This window comes from Paenibacillus xylanexedens, from assembly GCF_007676705.1.
Lineage (GTDB): Bacteria > Bacillota > Bacilli > Paenibacillales > Paenibacillaceae > Paenibacillus > Paenibacillus xylanexedens_C.
The window spans coordinates 475,608-492,581 of the sequence record NZ_VEBF01000001.1; the positions used below are offsets into that span (position 1 = coordinate 475,608).

At 47.6% G+C, this 16,974-nt stretch carries 15 protein-coding genes; 5 read left to right on the forward strand and 10 right to left on the reverse strand.

The annotated features are described in order from the left end of the window. Positions 1 to 116: 116 nt before the first annotated feature. Together FS628_RS01880 and FS628_RS01885 are read right to left on the reverse strand one after the other, a co-directional pair. Entirely contained in the window at positions 117 to 1,352 is a 1,236-nt protein-coding gene (locus tag FS628_RS01880; protein WP_145318195.1) for a multidrug effflux MFS transporter, read from the reverse strand. Between the two features lie 6 nt (positions 1,353 to 1,358). Continuing rightward, positions 1,359 to 2,102 carry a GTP pyrophosphokinase gene (locus FS628_RS01885; RefSeq protein WP_062834047.1) on the reverse strand — a complete coding sequence of 248 codons (744 nt, stop codon included), beginning with the start codon at positions 2,100 to 2,102 and terminating at the stop codon, positions 1,359 to 1,361. Positions 2,103 to 2,326: 224 nt separating this feature from the next. Here FS628_RS01885 and FS628_RS01890 point away from each other — a divergent pair, with 224 nt between their 5' ends. After that, positions 2,327 to 3,226: an alpha/beta hydrolase family protein gene (locus tag FS628_RS01890; protein WP_260870903.1), complete on the forward strand. Its 900-nt coding sequence runs from the start codon at positions 2,327 to 2,329 to the stop codon at positions 3,224 to 3,226. 84 nt (positions 3,227 to 3,310) lie between these two features. Further along, positions 3,311 to 4,027, forward strand: coding sequence for a YoaK family protein (locus FS628_RS01895; protein WP_186327690.1), 717 nt, complete (start codon positions 3,311 to 3,313; stop codon positions 4,025 to 4,027). A 91-nt stretch (positions 4,028 to 4,118) separates the two neighbouring features. Here FS628_RS01895 and FS628_RS01900 read toward each other — a convergent pair whose 3' ends face one another. Further along, positions 4,119 to 5,015, reverse strand: a complete 897-nt coding sequence (locus tag FS628_RS01900) for a LysR family transcriptional regulator (protein WP_145318201.1) — start codon at positions 5,013 to 5,015, stop codon at positions 4,119 to 4,121. A 139-nt stretch (positions 5,016 to 5,154) separates the two neighbouring features. On the opposite strand from FS628_RS01900, the gene FS628_RS01905 reads away from it, so the two are divergent. The 3 genes from FS628_RS01905 to FS628_RS01915 all read left to right on the forward strand — a co-directional run bounded on the left by FS628_RS01905 (position 5,155) and on the right by FS628_RS01915 (position 8,514). Next, complete coding sequence (locus tag FS628_RS01905) at positions 5,155 to 5,859, forward strand: O-methyltransferase (RefSeq protein ID WP_145318204.1); 705 nt, start codon at positions 5,155 to 5,157, stop codon at positions 5,857 to 5,859. A gap of 77 nt (positions 5,860 to 5,936) precedes the next feature. Continuing rightward, positions 5,937 to 7,250 (forward strand): MFS transporter, encoded by a 1,314-nt coding sequence (locus FS628_RS01910; protein WP_145318206.1) that lies wholly within the window; start codon positions 5,937 to 5,939, stop codon positions 7,248 to 7,250. A gap of 145 nt (positions 7,251 to 7,395) precedes the next feature. Then, on the forward strand, positions 7,396 to 8,514 hold the full coding sequence (locus FS628_RS01915; protein ID WP_260870904.1) for an AbrB family transcriptional regulator: 1,119 nt from the start codon (positions 7,396 to 7,398) through the stop codon (positions 8,512 to 8,514). Positions 8,515 to 8,622: 108 nt separating this feature from the next. Here the strand turns inward: FS628_RS01915 and FS628_RS01920 are convergent, their stop codons facing one another. The 7 genes from FS628_RS01920 to FS628_RS01950 form a co-directional block, all read right to left on the reverse strand. Then, a complete protein-coding gene (locus tag FS628_RS01920; RefSeq protein ID WP_145318209.1) occupies positions 8,623 to 8,826 on the reverse strand; it encodes a hypothetical protein in 204 nt (67 codons plus the stop codon). A 74-nt stretch (positions 8,827 to 8,900) separates the two neighbouring features. Then, a complete protein-coding gene (locus FS628_RS01925) occupies positions 8,901 to 9,164 on the reverse strand; it encodes a YkgJ family cysteine cluster protein (RefSeq protein WP_145318212.1) in 264 nt (87 codons plus the stop codon). 260 nt (positions 9,165 to 9,424) lie between these two features. Next, on the reverse strand, positions 9,425 to 10,273 hold the full coding sequence (locus tag FS628_RS01930; RefSeq protein ID WP_145318215.1) for a chemotaxis protein: 849 nt from the start codon (positions 10,271 to 10,273) through the stop codon (positions 9,425 to 9,427). A gap of 229 nt (positions 10,274 to 10,502) precedes the next feature. After that, a complete protein-coding gene (gene treP / locus FS628_RS01935) occupies positions 10,503 to 12,524 on the reverse strand; it encodes a PTS system trehalose-specific EIIBC component (protein ID WP_145318218.1) in 2,022 nt (673 codons plus the stop codon). Positions 12,525 to 12,552: 28 nt separating this feature from the next. Beyond that, positions 12,553 to 14,274: an alpha,alpha-phosphotrehalase gene (gene treC / locus FS628_RS01940; RefSeq protein ID WP_145318221.1), complete on the reverse strand. Its 1,722-nt coding sequence runs from the start codon at positions 14,272 to 14,274 to the stop codon at positions 12,553 to 12,555. A gap of 368 nt (positions 14,275 to 14,642) precedes the next feature. Next, positions 14,643 to 15,998, reverse strand: a complete 1,356-nt coding sequence (gene dctA, locus FS628_RS01945; RefSeq protein WP_145318223.1) for a C4-dicarboxylate transporter DctA — start codon at positions 15,996 to 15,998, stop codon at positions 14,643 to 14,645. 239 nt (positions 15,999 to 16,237) lie between these two features. Next, positions 16,238 to 16,930, reverse strand: coding sequence for a metal-dependent hydrolase (locus FS628_RS01950; RefSeq protein ID WP_145318226.1), 693 nt, complete (start codon positions 16,928 to 16,930; stop codon positions 16,238 to 16,240). Positions 16,931 to 16,974: the final 44 nt, after the last annotated feature.

Genomic DNA, 16,974 nt, shown 5'->3' on the forward strand with positions numbered 1-16,974 from the left:
GCAAGAGCCCCACGTGGAAGCATGATTCCTTCCAGGCGGGGCTCTTATTCTTTTAACCTGAAGTAGCCTTTACATATCTAAACTCCACAAAAGCAAGACGTACAAGATCGGTACATTTAACTCAATGCTTGATCGTTCTGGCGCTTCCTGCCTTTACTGACCATTAGGAAGTAGATCACCAAGGCACCTAGATCAGCACACGCGATAACGATTCCCATCGGCACAGCTGTACCTTCTCCTCCAAGACCTACAAGCGGAGCGACAATACCTCCGAACAGGAACGTCATCACTCCGATAAGTGCAGACGCACTGCCTGCCGACTTCTCCTGATTGGCCATAGCCAGGGCGAAGGAAGCGGTATTGACCAGCCCGACACTGGATACCACCAGAAATAACGGAATCAGCACAGAGATCAGATTACCTCCAGCCAGAATGGCGATGAGCAGTGAGGTTCCTCCCACCGCTGCGGTTAGAAGCCCTGCGATTAACAGGCGAGTCTCCGATACCTTTCCTGCAAGTCTGCCGGCAATCTGACTGGCCAGTATAATGCCTAGCCCGTTAATGGCGAAGCAGACACTGAACATTTGCGGGGATACCCCGTATATCTTCTGAAGCACAAACGGCGAACCTGATATGTATGCAAACATGCCAGCAGCTACAAACCCTTGGGTTAACGCATAACCCATAAACTGACGATCCCCTGCGATTTTGCGAAACGTTATCAAAGTCTGCTTCAGTCCCCCGCTTGATCTGCGGCTGGAAGGCAGTGTCTCCCCTAGACCGAAAATGACAGCAAACAGCGTCAATATGCCTATGAGGCTGAGCAAAATAAATACCCCGCGCCAAGAGGTATACGTCAACAATTGTCCACCAATGATCGGTGCAGCAATCGGGGCTACGCCGTTAATCAGCATTAACAGGGAGAAGAATCGTGTCAGTTCGGGACCCGAGTATACGTCTCTGACAATCGCACGCGAGATTACAATCCCGGCTGCTCCGGCCACCCCCTGAATGAATCGCAGCACAACAAAAGAGCCCATCGTAGGGCTGACCAGGCAGAGTATGGAAGCGATGGTATAGAGCACAAGCCCTGCAATAAGCGGTGTTCGACGACCACGTACATCACTTAGAGGTCCGGCAAGCAACTGTCCCACCGCAAGTCCAATCATACACGCCGTCAGGCTGAGCTGAGCATACGAAGTAGATGATCCGAACTCATCGGCCAGCGTAGGCAATGCGGGCAGATACATATCCAGGGACAAGGGCCCGAAGGCCGACAGCGTCCCCAGAATTAAAGCCATCCGCACACGAGATGTGGAGTTCGTGTTCAATGAAGCTGTTTTACTATTCATCGAGTGCTACTCCCCGCTACCCAGCAGCTTGAGCAAGTTGGAAGGCAGTGTGAACTGTTGATTGTTAATAATAATACGGCGCAGCTCTTCTTCATCCCGCTCGTTCTCAGCATCCTTGATCTCCTGAATTTCCCGGTGAAGTCGCTCCATCTGTTGATCCAGTGCGTTCGCAGAATCTGCCGCACTTTTGAGTTCCCTGGTCAAGTGCTCGGGAACATCCTTATTGTATTTATAAAAAATCTTATGCTCCAGACTCGCCCAGAAATCCATCGCGATTGTACGGATCTGAATCTCCACACAAGCTCGTTCCTCACCATTGGACATGTACACTGGCACTTCCACCAGAAGGTGAAGACTTTGGTAGCCGTTTGGCTTCGGATTCTCGATGTAGTCTTTGACCTCCAGTACACGCAGGTCACTCTGGTTGCACAGCATATCCTTAATGCGATAGATATCCGAGATAAAGGAACATGTAATCCGTACTCCGGCGATATCCTTGATATTTTGCTTGATACTCTCAAACGTTAACTCATGATTTTTGCGGAACATTTTGTTCATAATACTTTCAGGTGACTTCAGTCTGGACTTCGTATGCTCAATTGGACTGTAATCATGCAGCGACTGGAATTCTTCCTTCAGTACTTCAATCTTGGTCTCCATTTGATCCAGAGCAAATTTATAGATCATCATAAATCTCGTAATTTCATATTTGAATTTCTTGAATTGATCGATTGGATGTGGGGCGTTCATTATGGTTTTCTTCCTTTCTTTCTGCATACTAAAGTTAGTTTTATAAATAGGAGGACAGCGGGCAATCCACATGTCTCCTGAACCATTATAAATCATATGGAGCCAATAAACGAATTTCTCACATTCGGGCTGGTGATTCGCCCCTGGAAGGTATGGGAACTTATTTTACGTGCATCATATAGAAGCATCCCTATCATTTGGCTCGCCATAATCGATAAAGGAGGTTGATTTCCCTGCTCTATCAAGTGACGTACTCGTCCGACATGCTTCGGGTTAAAGCCTATTTATTCCTGCCACATGGCTGTTCGTTATCTGCTCTAACAGCATACGGAACTTCTCATCCCTTCACTGGCTCCTCTACCTTACCGGACTTCGTTTCCAATGAAAAGTCTCTACATCTACAACCACTCGCCAGCCACTACCCTGCTGTAAGAATGCTCGCTACGGGTAACACACTGGAACAGTGGCCGGTGCTAATCTATTGTCGCGGCGGACTTGGCAGCTATGGCGGGGTGAATACCGTTTGGCTTGAGCAATTTGTACAGAAAGGTTATATTGTGTTCGCTCCATCCTATCGTGGCAACGAAGGCGGTGAGGGGCGTGACGAGTATGGCGGAAGAGATGCAGAAGACGTGCATGCCGCTTACCGGTTGGTGCAACGTTTGCCTTTTGCCGACCCGACTCGGATATCGCTGATGGGGTTCTCCCGTGGAGCTATTAATGCGGTACATACAGCAACTACCTATAATGATGGGCCAGACAAAGTACATAAGTTAGTCCTATGGAGCGGTGTCGCCGATGTGGAACGCACGTATCATGAACGAACCGACCTGAGACGTACATTGAAAAGGGTGCTCGGTGGTTCCCCCCGTACGGTTCCGGAAGCATATCTTGCCCGTTCCCCTTTGTCGAATGCAAACAAACTATCCTGCCCCGTGCTGATCATGCACGGCACATCGGATACGCAGGTGAATTACAGTCATGGCACCCGGATGTACCACTGGCTGAAGCGCCGGGGCGCTAACGTTACGTTTCACGCCTATGGCGGGCAGGATCATCATTTTCACCAGAGAATACATGAGTCAGCGGTGAATAATATGTTTGACTGGCTTGCGGCGCCGTAGTCCTAAGCATGAATTTCATTTTGAAGAATCATGCGATATGGCTGTATACTGGAGGGGTTACGTTTTTTTGAAAGGACGGATATGATGAATCAAAACACCCTCCAAAAGTACTCGATGCTCCTTCTATGTATGTCTGCAGGGATGGTCGATCTGATTGGATATTTGGGACTGGGACACGTACTCACAGCCAATATGACGGGGAATATTGTACTGCTCGGTATTGCCATCGCCCGTGCTCAGGAATTTGTCGTGCTGCGTTCGCTCCTAGCCCTCATCGGCTTTATTGCTGGCAATGCCATTGCCGCACACATGATCGGGCATGTGCACACCAAAAATGGCTGGTCTTCTCGAGTCACTTCTGTATTCACTGTTGAAAGCATATTGCTACTACTGTTCGCGATCGCCATGATTAGTCCATACTCAGAACAACTGTCCTATCTGTTAATTGTCATACTAGCCATTGCAATGGGGATGCAAACGACTGCGGCGCGCCGCATTGGAATTGCTGGTATCTCAACAACCGTGCTTACCAATAATCTGGCCGCTGTGGTAGAAGATACCGTAAGCATTCTTAGAAGGCTGCGACATGCCAATATTCGAACACTGGCCAAAGCCCTGTCTTCAGACTCCTACCTTCGCGCAGGTGCTGTTGTTATCTATCTGGTCGGCGTCATTGTTGCCGCATTGCTGTTCCACCGTGTGCCCATAATCGCAGTCTGGATTCCGGTCCTGATCATTGGCGGTGTAACCCTGTACGCCCGATTACACGCATGGGGAACATCACAACAAAGCGAAGGCTAATAGCCAAAAAGCAACCTTTTCATTTTTAAGAGGTTTTTCGGTACTGAAAACCGGACTTTTTGAACACATACTATAAGTACAATCGCACTTTTTATTTCATCAAAGCCGCCTCTTGGCGGATTAGCTTGACGAGATGCTGTGCAGCAGGTGACAATACTTCCCCGGCTCGTGTACATACGGCAACCGTATTTCTCAGCTGTACACCTCGAACGTACACACGGGCCAGCCTGCCTTGCTGTACATCTTCCTTCACAACCAAAGAAGATATAAAGTTGGCTCCATAACCTGCCTTCACTGCACTGATCGTTTCGTTCAGCCCGTTGAACTGAAGCGCAATGCGGGGAGCAGCCAGGTTATTTGTTGTGCAAAGGGAAACCAGTCGCTCACGCGTGGCACTGCCTTCTTCACGCATGATGAACGGTTCTGCCACCATCTCATGCAGCTCAATTTCTTTGCCTGCATAAGGATGGTCGGGATGAACTACAAACCACATCTCATCCTCAAACAATTCGTCCCATTGGACACCCGCATATGTGATTCCACTTCCACCATATACTGCAATCTCTGCCTCGTAGCGAAGCAATTGGTCAAAAGCCATCTGGGTGTTTGTTGTGCTCACAACGAGCTCCACATCCTCATGCATTTGCTTGAACCGCGCAATCCAGGCTGGCAGCAGAAAATTCGAAGGTAAGTAGGTTGCTGTAAGTCGTATAAGCCCTTTCTTGCCCTCCCGAAAATCCTGCACAAAATTCTCGACATCCTGCTCCAGCATGAACAGACGCTCGGCATAACCTGTTAACTGCATCCCGGCATCCGTGAGCACCAACCTCCTTCCCTCTGCAGCAAAAAGCTGGATTCCCAGTTCACGCTCAAACTTCTTCACCTGGGAAGATACCGCCGGTTGACTAATATTAAGTTCTTCTGCGGCACGAGTGACCCCGCCATATCTCACAATTGCATGAAATAATCGCAATCCATGCAGATTCATGCGCTACACCTCATCCATGTCTGATATATAATCTACAGTTATATTAACATACATATTATATATTTTATTTATATGTTCATTCCATCTATAGTTGAATTATGAAATCCAATACAAGATACAAGGAAAGGAACATGTGAAGATGAAAAATACAAATACAACCGACCTGCAGCATACCTGGTTTCAAGTCGACGACTACATGAATGATCTACTAATCCCCTCGGATGCCCTGCTTGAACTTACACTGCAAGCCAATGCCGATGCTGGATTACCCGCTCATGACGTAACACCGAATCAAGGGAAGCTACTTCAACTTTTACTTCAAATCCAAGGAGCAACCCGAGTGCTTGAAATCGGCACATTGGGTGGATACAGTACCATCTGGATGGCAAGAGCCCTGCCTGAACAAGGACACATCGTCTCACTGGAATCCGAACCACGCCATGCGGACTTGGCACGAGCCAATCTTGCACGTGCAGGACTTCTGCATAAGGTTGACCTGAGAGTTGGTCCTGCCCTGACCACCCTTCCTGATGTTCAGGAAGAATACAGGGAGCCGTTTGATATGATCTTTATCGATGCTGACAAACCCAGTAATCCCGATTATCTGAGATGGGCCCTTCGCCTGACTCGGCCGGGGAGTCTGATTATTGGTGATAATATCGTCAGGGACGGTGAAGTGATCCGCACAGACAGCACAGACCCGAGAGTTCAAGGCGTTCGATCATTCCTTCAATTGATCGGTGATCACCCCCGGCTTGAAGCTACAGCACTGCAAACGGTCGGTAGCAAAGGTTACGATGGGTTCGTCATCGCTCGTGTAATGGATGTCCCTGAACCAAAATAAACAGTGGTCAATTCTTCCGCAAATTCCCCTTTCCTGTTAAACTGGAATCACTGCACAGGCAGACTGGGGGGAACCACTTGAGAGTTTTACAACATATTAATGATGAAATTCGCGGCTGGTCCCGCAATATTCAACTGTTTTTCCTGGCTAGCATTCTGTATCAGATCGGAAATGGCATGTTCTCTGTCTTGTACAATCTGTACATTCAGGGTCTGGGCTATAATGATACAATGAACGGCCAGATTGTAAGTATTCAATCACTCGCAACAGCCATTATGTTTGTTCCTATCGGTCTATGCGGTGATCTGTTCAGCCGCAAAAGGCTTCTCATTACCGGAGCGTTATTCAGCGGAATCTTTCTAATCGGACGCTCCTTCGATTATTCGGCTACCGGACTGATCTGGTTCGCGGTGTTCTCTGGCCTTTTCGCTGGTGTATTCCAGGTACTAGCCATTCCTTATCTGGCGGAAAACGTCAAGAAAAGCCAGCGGCTGAAGATGTTCAGTTATTATTCATCCCTTGTGCTGGCTTCCCAGGTTCTTGGTAGCCTGGGTGGCGGCGTATTCGCAGATTTGCTACATACGGCAGGACTCGCCAAAGTGACCGGATTACAAACCGTTTTATTTGTCGGTGGTGCAGCAACGCTTGCTGCGTTTATTCCACTGTTATTTGTAACCGAAGGCAAGGCTGCTCCGCAGACCACAACTCCGGCGCAACCCGTTCTTCAACCCGAAGCGGATCCAAAGGAGAATTCAACGAATACGCCAAGCACGAATGATTTAATCACGAAGAAAAAGGATTCCCGACTGATTGGTCAGTTTGTAGTAACCCAGTTATTAATCGGATTAGGTTCAGGACTGGTAGTACCTTATCTGAATCTGTATTTCACCAATCGATTCTCGGTTTCTCTAAGCGGCATGAGCTTGCTAATTGCACTCGGCCAGATTATGACGATTGTATCCATGCTGATTGGCCCTACCCTGGCGGCAAAAGTCGGGAGCGTACGAGCCGTTGTTATTTTCCAGGTCATGTCGCTACCCTTCCTTCTATTAACAGGTTTCACCAATCTGTTGTTTATCGCTTCAGTGAGCTTTTTATTCAGGCAAGCATTGATGAATGCAGCCAATCCCATTCACTCCGCCATACTCGTGGATCGAATCTCTGACAAACGCCGCGGGATTGCCAATTCACTGATGCAGACCTCGTTCATGATTGGTTGGGCTACCATGGGACCTGTTCAATCCTATCTGGTCACTACATACGGAACGTACTGGGGTTACGCGATCACATTCAGCATCACAGGCTGTCTATACGTTATTTCATCGTTGATGTACTTTGTCATGTTCAAAGAACCCAAACCTTCCGCTACCGCTCTCGCACAAGAATCATGAGCTGGACAGAAGTAGTCTGGTTGTTCCGTGGATAACGCATTGTATCTCATCATCAGGAGTGATCATACATGAACTTGAATCTTTCATTGAACCTGAATGCATACCTGAATCACATACCACCTCATTCAACCGGTAGGCTAAACGGATGGAACTGATGCGCAAGCTCGGTTCCCGCGCCGTTGTCTTTCGGTTTTTTCTTAGTCTGGTTGTCTCAGTTCTTGGCGGATTGCTGTTCACAGCCATTCATATGCCCATTCCTTGGTTGCTCGGTCCGATGGTATTCATGTTGCTTGGTTCCCAAGTCGCCAAATGGCCGCTCATGTGGCCTGCCTCCATTCGGGATTATGGCATTCTTATTGTTGGCTACTCAATCGGGCTCACCTTAACAGAAGAGGCACTGCAAGGCATCCTGCAACAACTTCCCATGATGCTGCTGATGACCTTGCTGTTAATCGGATTGTGTGTGCTTACGGCCTACATCGCATCGAAAGTGACTGACTTTGACTTTCCTTCGTTGCTGGTTGGCAGCATTCCCGGAGGACTATCCCAGATGGTTTCCCTTGCAGAAGAGATGAAATCCATCAATCTGACGCTGGTTACCTTTTTACAGGTGACTCGGCTGATCATGATTGTCTTCTGTGTTCCGTTCTTGCTGTTCAGTCCATGGATTGGAGGTACCGTAGGTGCTGGGTCGGATCAGCCGTTCCATGACGTAGCGACATGGGGTGCCCTTTTCCCCGAGATTCTCCTCTATGCTCCGCTCTGTGTAGCGGGAGCGTGGGTTGCACGCAAACTCCGGTTTCCGACAGCCTTTATGTTGGGTCCCATGATTGTTATGTGTATCATTCAATTAAGCACAACGATGGACACGTCCAATCTGCCAACCTCTCTGTTAAACGTATCGCAATTAATGATTGGCAGTTACGTTGGACTGATGCTCAAGCCGGAACAGTTGCAACGTAAAACGCAGACGGTGACCCTAGCAGTGATAAGCAGTATACTGCTCATTGCAGGTGCGCTTGGTTTGAGTTATCTATTAATGAATGTGTTCTCCCTTTCGGCGGCTACCTCCCTACTCAGTATGGCCCCTGGTGGGATGGATCAGATGAGTATCATGGCACATGAAGTCAATGCTGACCTTTCGGTTGTATCCGGGTATCAATTGTTTCGCATTCTGTTTATTTTCTTCATCGTCTCTTCCGTATTGAAGATGATTCTCGTACATATGTTGAAAGAAAAGAAAGCAGAGCCTTCACTTCAATGATCTTATTTCGTCCATTCCATGACAAATAGAGTATCCACTTGATATCACATCCTGCGGATACTCTCTTTTACTTGTACAGACTCATTCAATTTTAAGTCAAATGATTACTTATGAATAGATTCGGTTGTACATCCAGCCCACAATACCCACCGTAACTACCGCTGCCCCAATAATAAATGCATAATACCCAATCTTGCTCTTGGGCTCCGAAGTCTGATGGTCATAATAGTCCGAGTTACGTCGGTAAAACCCCATCCATAACTCTCCGATCATATTCACAACTACCAATACAAAACGTTTAACGAGCCCCATTGTATTAAGTCCCCTCTCTAATCAACCTTCTCCCATATTAAGTATAATTATCCTATTTAATTAAAACAAGCCATTCACACTAACTTCGGTGTGGTTTCTTGCTCCAACCAGGTAAGAATATCAAAGGCTTCCTGATCAGTGCTACCACACATCTCTTCCTCAGCCTGCAATCCACTGCATACAGCAGGACGATCCTTTTGTCCAAAAATTCCGCAACGATTATCATCCGTAAGCTGCACGCAGCGTACACCTGCCGGCTTGCCATGAGCCATGCCCGGTATCGGTGATGATATCGAAATCGCGATACAACATGCGGCGCAGCCTGTCCTGCATTCCATATTTATTTCCTCCTAATTTTAAAACTTATAGTACTTACAATACGTGTTCAAAAAGATCGGTTTTCAGTACCAAGAAGATGGGATAAAGCTAGAAATGGAGTAGCGGAGCGTAGGGAAAACTACGTGAGCAACTACAATGTTTCCAAAGGAAACATTCTTCGTAAGCCTCCCGCTTATTTCGGCTGAATTCCATATTCGATGCTGATGATGCCATTGGCATCCTTCGTAATCAAAAGCGGACTTTTTGAACTACCTCTTAATTATGAGCGATTTATCCAGGTCCAGGTTCGAGCGAGTCCCTGCGCGATTCTCCGATTCATGCTTGCATTCGAGAAATAACCTCCATGACTTAGCGGATTCCAGCTCAAGGCCAAGCCGCCAGAGTTCACTTCAATGTCTTCTTTCACCGCTTTCTCATAAGCCGGATCAATGGGACGCAGCGGATAACCCAGAATATCGTCCCGATCATAGAAGTTCACCCATTCGCCTTCCAAGCCTGCAAAATATTGATTCACATGGGAAGAGGGCACCTGAATCGGGCAGCTAAAGTCATGATAGCGTAAACTCCACAAGGGCAGGGTTGTACCAAACGAGTAAAAATTGGTCAGGGTGTCTCCCCGCTCCAATGCCGAGTTCACATCCACAATCTCAGGAATACGACTGGACGGATATTGCAGATCGTAGAAGAAGTTACTTGCGATTACAGCACCCAAACTATGAGCAACCACACAGAGCGGGGCTTCCGGTCCGTTACGCTGTGCAAGGGTATGCAGCGCATGATTCAACGTTCGATGTACAGCATCATAGTTATGGCCTTGATTCTCCACCGGTTGATAAGCAACCGCATCAGCCAGGTAATGGATGACAAATCGGCGCAACGCCTGAAAGTTCAATCCCGGAGAGCTGACGAGCTGTTGAAAGAGCGCCTCTTCCCGCTCCTCAAATACATCCGCCCAATATACAGGTTCGATATCCAGCATCTGTTTGGAGGCTCCAGGCAAGACCATCACCTTGTCCAGTTCCTTATGCAAACAAGCGATCAGCTTGTCCGCGTACCCATCCTTCCGCATACCCAGCCCATGAATGACCATCACCGCAATACGTGTCATGGCTCTCCTCCTCATCAATTGACTAGGAACTCTTTCTCCACCATATGAACGCCACTACTCGAACATGCCTGTAGCATGCTTAGTCAGACGATACATTCTATCACCATTATTTTAAAAATGTGATTCTTCCAGTTTATATACAGTTTACCATGATCGTCATGAAAATAACGATCTTACAACAAAAAAGGAGCTGCGCATCACGCAGCCCCCGTCATGTTGTGATATTCAATTAACCTTTCAGATGAACCTTCAACACACCATTCTGATTGGATGTAACATCACCTGTTGTGACTTCCACCCGTTCAACCATATCTTGGCCATCTGGAATAATAATCGGTGTAATCAACGGATATCCCGCATCTTCAATTACCTTACGATCGAATTCCAACAGCTTTTGTCCAGCTTTTACATGCTCGCCAGCTTCGACATGCATATTGAAACCTTCACCCTTGAGTGATACCGTATTGATCCCCACATGGATCAGCACCTGTAAACCACTCGCATGTTCAAGAATTACCGCATGTTTGCTTTTGATCACATGAGCTACCTGAGCATCAAACGGGGCAACAACCACGTTGCCGGAAGGCTCAATCGCTACGCCCTCACCCATTTGTTTTTCGGCAAAAGCCGGATCAGGCACTTGCTCCAGTGATACGGCCTGCCCTGTTAAAGGTGCCATGATTTCCAGTGTATTCACGGCTTCATTCCCTACTTGAGCCGCACTACGTGTGCGCTGGTTCGAGTCTGTATTTGTAGTCGAAGTACTTACTCCTCCTGAAGCAGATTGTGATGTAACCGCTTTGGACTCCGTACCCGTACCATTGCTTTCACTGCGATCTTCTTTTTTCATTTTGGCTCTGCCAAAAAGGACGGTCAGTACAAATGGTACAACCAGAACAATCGCCATGCCGATGAAGAAGACGCCCCACTTGTTAGGGAAAATCGACAGGAAGCCCGGCACGCCACCTACACCAATGGAGGTTGCCTGAACATTGTTCATCGTCAGCAGCACACCACCAATAGCGGAACCAACCATACCGAAGATAAACGGATAACGATAACGGATATTCACGCCGAAGATCGCCGGCTCGGTTACCCCGAGGAAGGCCGACACCGAGGACGTTGCCGCAAGTCCTCTCATTTTCTTCTCACGCAGGACAAGCATCATGGCAAGTGCCGCTGAACCCTGTGCGATATTGGACAATGCCAGCATCGGCCACAGGAATGTACCGCCCTGACTACCAATGAGCTGCACATCTACCGCGAGGAAGGTGTGATGCATACCGGTGATAACCAGCAAAGCGTACAAACCACCGTAGATCAGACCACCCAGAGCCGCGTATGAATCATAAACATAGATCAAGCCGGATGTGATCGCATTCGCAATGGCGAATGTCACTGGACCAATGATCGTAAAGGCCAAGAATCCGGTAATCAGCAACGTGACTGGTGCAACGACCAGCAGTTTAATCGAATCATGTACCCTTTTATTGAGGAAAATCTCCATCTTCGCAAGCAGATAGGCCGATACCAGTACCGGCAGAACCTGCCCTTGATAACCGATCTTCTCAATCTCCCAACCGAACAGATTCCATGTTGGCACCGTGCCATTATTCACAGCATCAGCATAACCATATGCACTCAGCAGATCGGGATGTACCAGAATGAGACCGAGCACGATCCCGAGCAGCGGACTGCCGCCGAACCTTTTTACAGCTGCCCAACCGATTAGAGCCGGCAGGAACGTAAAGGCTGTACTTGCGATCGTATTAATAATGGAAGCAAGGTCCTTCCATGCTGGATAGACATCGACCAGTGATTTTCCGTCAAAGAAAATGCCTGGACCTGTCAGAATATTGTTAATACCCAGCAACAGACCTGCCGTGATGATCGCTGGCAAGATGGGGATGAATATATCCGAGAGTGTTTTGATGGCTCGCTGGATTGGATTTTGCTTTTTACCAGCAACGGCCTTCACATCATCCTTGGAAGAACGATCTCCCCCGGTAATCTGAATCATCTCATCATAGACCTTATCCACCAGACCAGGCCCGATAACGACCTGGAATTGTCCTTGAGAAGAGAACTGTCCTTTGACTAGATCATTCTGATCCAGACTTTCGGTATCCACTTTACTCTCATCGTATAAGGCAAACCGGAGTCGTGTAACACAGTGCGTAGCAGCCTCAATATTCTCTTTACCGCCAACTGCCCGGACGATCTCCTCAACCTGTTTTTTATCGATTGCCATAGTGTCACTTCCTATTTATAAAATATGATTAGTCCTGTTGTGGCACAAGCCACATATAGGATGCATACGGACTGAGGGAAATTTCCTCCGTCAGCGCAGGCGCTGCCTTCGTATTTCCGATGAGCAACTCTGCTGATTTGCCTGCAATATGATCATTCCAGACCGCTTCCGGAAGCGAGAATGTGACGTCACGTTTACTGAAGTTTGATACGACAATCAGAGTTTCGCTTCCATTGGTCCGTGCGTAAGCAAACACGTCTGGGTGTGCATCGTCCAGGCGTTCATACAGACCGTCGGTCAGTACGTTAACCTGTTTACGAAGGGCAATCAATTTGCGGTAGTGGTAGTAGATCGAATCCGGATCAGCCAACTGCTGTTCCACATGAATGGATGGGTATCTCTCATCCACTTTCAGCCAAGGTGTCCCCGTAGTGAAGCCGGCATTCTTACTCCCATTCCACTGCATCGGTGTCCGGGAGTTGTCTCGGGAACGCTCTTTTACAATGTTGAAAGCTTCTTCAGCGGATTTGCCTCGTTCTTCCTGAAGCAAGCGGTACATGTTCGTGGATTCGATATCGCGGAATTCGCTAACGTCATTCCAGACCGGATTCGGCATGCCGATCTCTTCACCCTGGTAGACATAAGGCGTACCTTGCATTCCGTGTATCGTTGTTGCAAGCATCTTGGCACTCTCGGCACGATAGTCACCATCATCGGCAAATCGGGACAGTGCTCGCGGCTGATCATGGTTGTTAAGGAACAGCGCGTTCCAGCCTCCACCAGCCTGCATACCTGTCTGCCACTCACTGAAGAGCTGCTTCATCGCTTCAAAATCATACGGCATCAGTTCCCATTTCTGACCATTCGGATAATCCACTTTCAGGTGGTGGAAGTTGAACGTCATTGAAAACTCACGGGAAGCAGGGTTCGAATATTGGATACATTGCTCCAGTGTTGTGGAAGACATTTCCCCTACAGTCACCATGTTGTAAGGCCCGAATACTTCTTCATACATCTCGGTAATGTACTCATGCACACGCGGTCCATCCGTGTAGTATTTGCGTCCATCACCCGGTGAAACGCTACCATCATCATCCGGGAAACGCTGATCTTTGGAGATCAGGTTGATCACGTCCATGCGGAAACCATCCACACCTTTTTCCGCCCAGAACTTGATCATATCGCGCACAGCTTTTCGTACTTCTTCATTCTCCCAATTCAGGTCTGCCTGCGTTTTATCAAATAAAGTCAGGAAATATTGTCCCGTCTGTTCATCGAACTGCCAAGCAGGTCCACCGAACTTCGATTGCCAGTTGTTCGGCACACCGCCATCCGGGGCAGGATCTTTCCAAATATAATAATCCCGATACGGATTATCCTTGGATGAACGGGATTGCTGGAACCATTCATGTTCTGTCGAGGAGTGATTCACCACGATATCAATCATCAGTTTCATATCACGGGCCTTCAGACCTTTCAACAGTTCGTCAAAATCCTCCATCGTCCCATAATCCGGATTAATCCGATAATAGTCCGCTACGTCATACCCATTATCATGCTGCGGGGATACATATACCGGCTGCAACCACACAATATCGATACCCAGATGCTGCAAATAATCAAGCTTCTCGGTTAAACCGCGAATGTCTCCAGTGCCCGATCCGGTAGTATCATTGAAGCTCTTCGGATATACCTGATACACCGTTGATGTCTTCCACCAAGATGACGGAGTTGTATGATTAGAACTCATGTTAACGCCTCCAATAAATTGTAATGCTTCATTCCATGTTCTCAACTAACTTCATATCTATATTACATAAGTAAACATGTATATACAAGTTGAAACTATATTATGTATATTCTTCGTCTCTTCTACACATTCCCCATAAATCTTTCCTCTGTAACATTTTTTTTGGAACCGGCGTTCGTGAACTCCATGATATCTGTATTGGTATAACAAGAAACCGTCTGTTCTTCCCACGATGGATGTGGGCAACAGACGGTCCAATTTGGTTTAACTTGTTAATTGTATTGAGCGTTGTCAGTCAATCATTGTGTTGATTTTAAATGATACAGTTACTGTCACTTGACTAAGTCACGACACCGGGGACATGTTTCTTACGACATCTCAGGTGAAACTACTGTTTTACCCTGTTTTTCCTGCATATTTAGCTTTAATAAGGCTAGCGCAGCTTGTTCTTCCCGTTCCAGTTCAGCTGCACTGATCTCACCTGAAAGTACGGCACGCATTCGCTTCTGATCCAGCAGACCTTCCCATTTTGCCACCACGAACGCTGCGACACAGTTACCCATCAGGTTTGTGAAGACACGCATTGTATCCATGAAGCGATCTGCACCAAGCAGGAGAGCAACCGCTGCTACCGGAAAAGCATTGACGGCTACTGCCGTGGCGGACAGGGCCAGAAATGCGGAGCCAGGTACACCTGCCATGCCTTTGGAACTCAACATCAACACTAGCAGAATCGTGATTTGCTGCATAAATGTTAGTTCAATCCCTACAGCCTGGGCCACAAAAACCGTTGCCAGCGATAAATAGATCGAAGCACCATCCAGATTAAACGAGTACCCTGTCGGCACCACAAGTCCTACAACTGCACGATCACAACCCGCCTTAGTAAGTTTGTCCATCATGCGTGGCATCACCACTTCTGATGAGCCGGTTCCAATTGCCAGCATCACTTCAGAACGGGTATATTTCACAAATTGCAGGAAATTCAGCCCGGTGATCCACCAGGCAGCGAGTGCCAACATAACGAGAAACAGCAGCGCTGCGCCGTAACATGCCAGAATAAGCAGTCCGAAGGACGACAATGTGGAAGCCCCATAAGCTCCTACCGTATAGGCCATGGCTCCAAAGGCACCAATGGGTGCGAGTTTCATGATATAACCGATGATGCGGAACACGATACCAAGCAAATTCTCAATCAGCGTCAGTACATTTTCTTTTGCCTTACTCTCCGTTGCTGCCAGCGCAACCCCGAACAGACAGGCCACGAGCAACACTTGCAGCAGGGCATTCTGTGCAAAGGCGTCCACCACACTTGTCGGAATAATATTCATAATAAAGTCTACCGTATGTGGCAACTCGGAACCATTCGTTTTCGCTTCAATGCCACTTGCGTCTATGGTTGAAGGGTCCACGTTCATTCCCGCACCTGGACGAAGCAGATTGGCTGTTCCCAATCCCAGAACCAGTGCTACTGTAGTTGCAATCTCGAACCACACAATGGCTTTCAGTCCAATGCGACCTACGGACTTTAGATCACCGATCTTGGCAATACCTGTCACAATGACCATGAATATCAGTGGTGCAATAATCATCTTGATTAATTTGATGAAGCCTGTACCCAGTGGTTGCAGCATACTGCCCAGATCAGGCCACAGGATGCCTACGCCAATCCCGATGATTACCGCTACGATAATTTGAAAAAATAATGATTTTACAAATGACATGAACGCTCCCCCTGTTTGCGGTCGATTCGGATTTCCCGTTGGTTTCCGTGTAACTTTTTATATCATTCTGAAACGGAGTTCAACAATGGAATTTCAATGTTTTTGTCATTTGTACCAACACTACCTGTGAAAATTGAACCTGAAACCGAAAAAAGACGAATATCGCGTCAGTTATCTTGACGTGGTATTCGTCTTTATCCATTAATCCATTTATTATTGAACAGGGGTTAAATGTACTATCACAGTCTAATCGATTCTCCCGGGGCCAGCACGCGGCCTTCCAAACCTTTTGCAGCCAGCTGCTGCACGAAATGTTCCGCATCCTGACGAATCACCGGGAATGTATCATAATGAACCGGAATCGTCAGCTTGGCATTAAACCATTCGGCTGCTTGCAGCGCGTCCTCAGGTCCCATGGTGAAATGTCCACCAATAGGCAGGAAGGCAACATCAATATCGTGACGATCACCGATCATTTTCATATCTCCGAAGAGACTGGTGTCTCCGGCATGCAAAATGGTTTTGCCACCAATGGTGATGATATATCCAGCAGGCAAACCTGCGTACATGATCCGTTGTTCTTCTTCCAGCACAATCCCGGATGTATGGAATGCCTGAATCATTTTGGCTTGAGCAAAGCCAAGATCTACCGTGCCGCCCATATTCATTCCGAGCGTGTCCAGACCTTTCCAAGACATATATGTAGCGAGCTCCACAATAGCCACAACCTTGGCGTTATTCGCTTTGGCAATCGGTTCAGCATCGAGAATGTGATCCATATGTGCATGTGTTAGCAACACAACATCGGTCTTGATATCTTCAGGCTTCGTGACAGCAAGTTCGTTGCCACACAGGAAAGGATCAATGATCAGAGACTTTTCTTCTGTGCCCAGCTGCACACTGGAGTGACCATGGAACGTAATATTCAACAACTTGGGTTCCTCCTGACCTATACTTTAATTATTTTGAGACCATC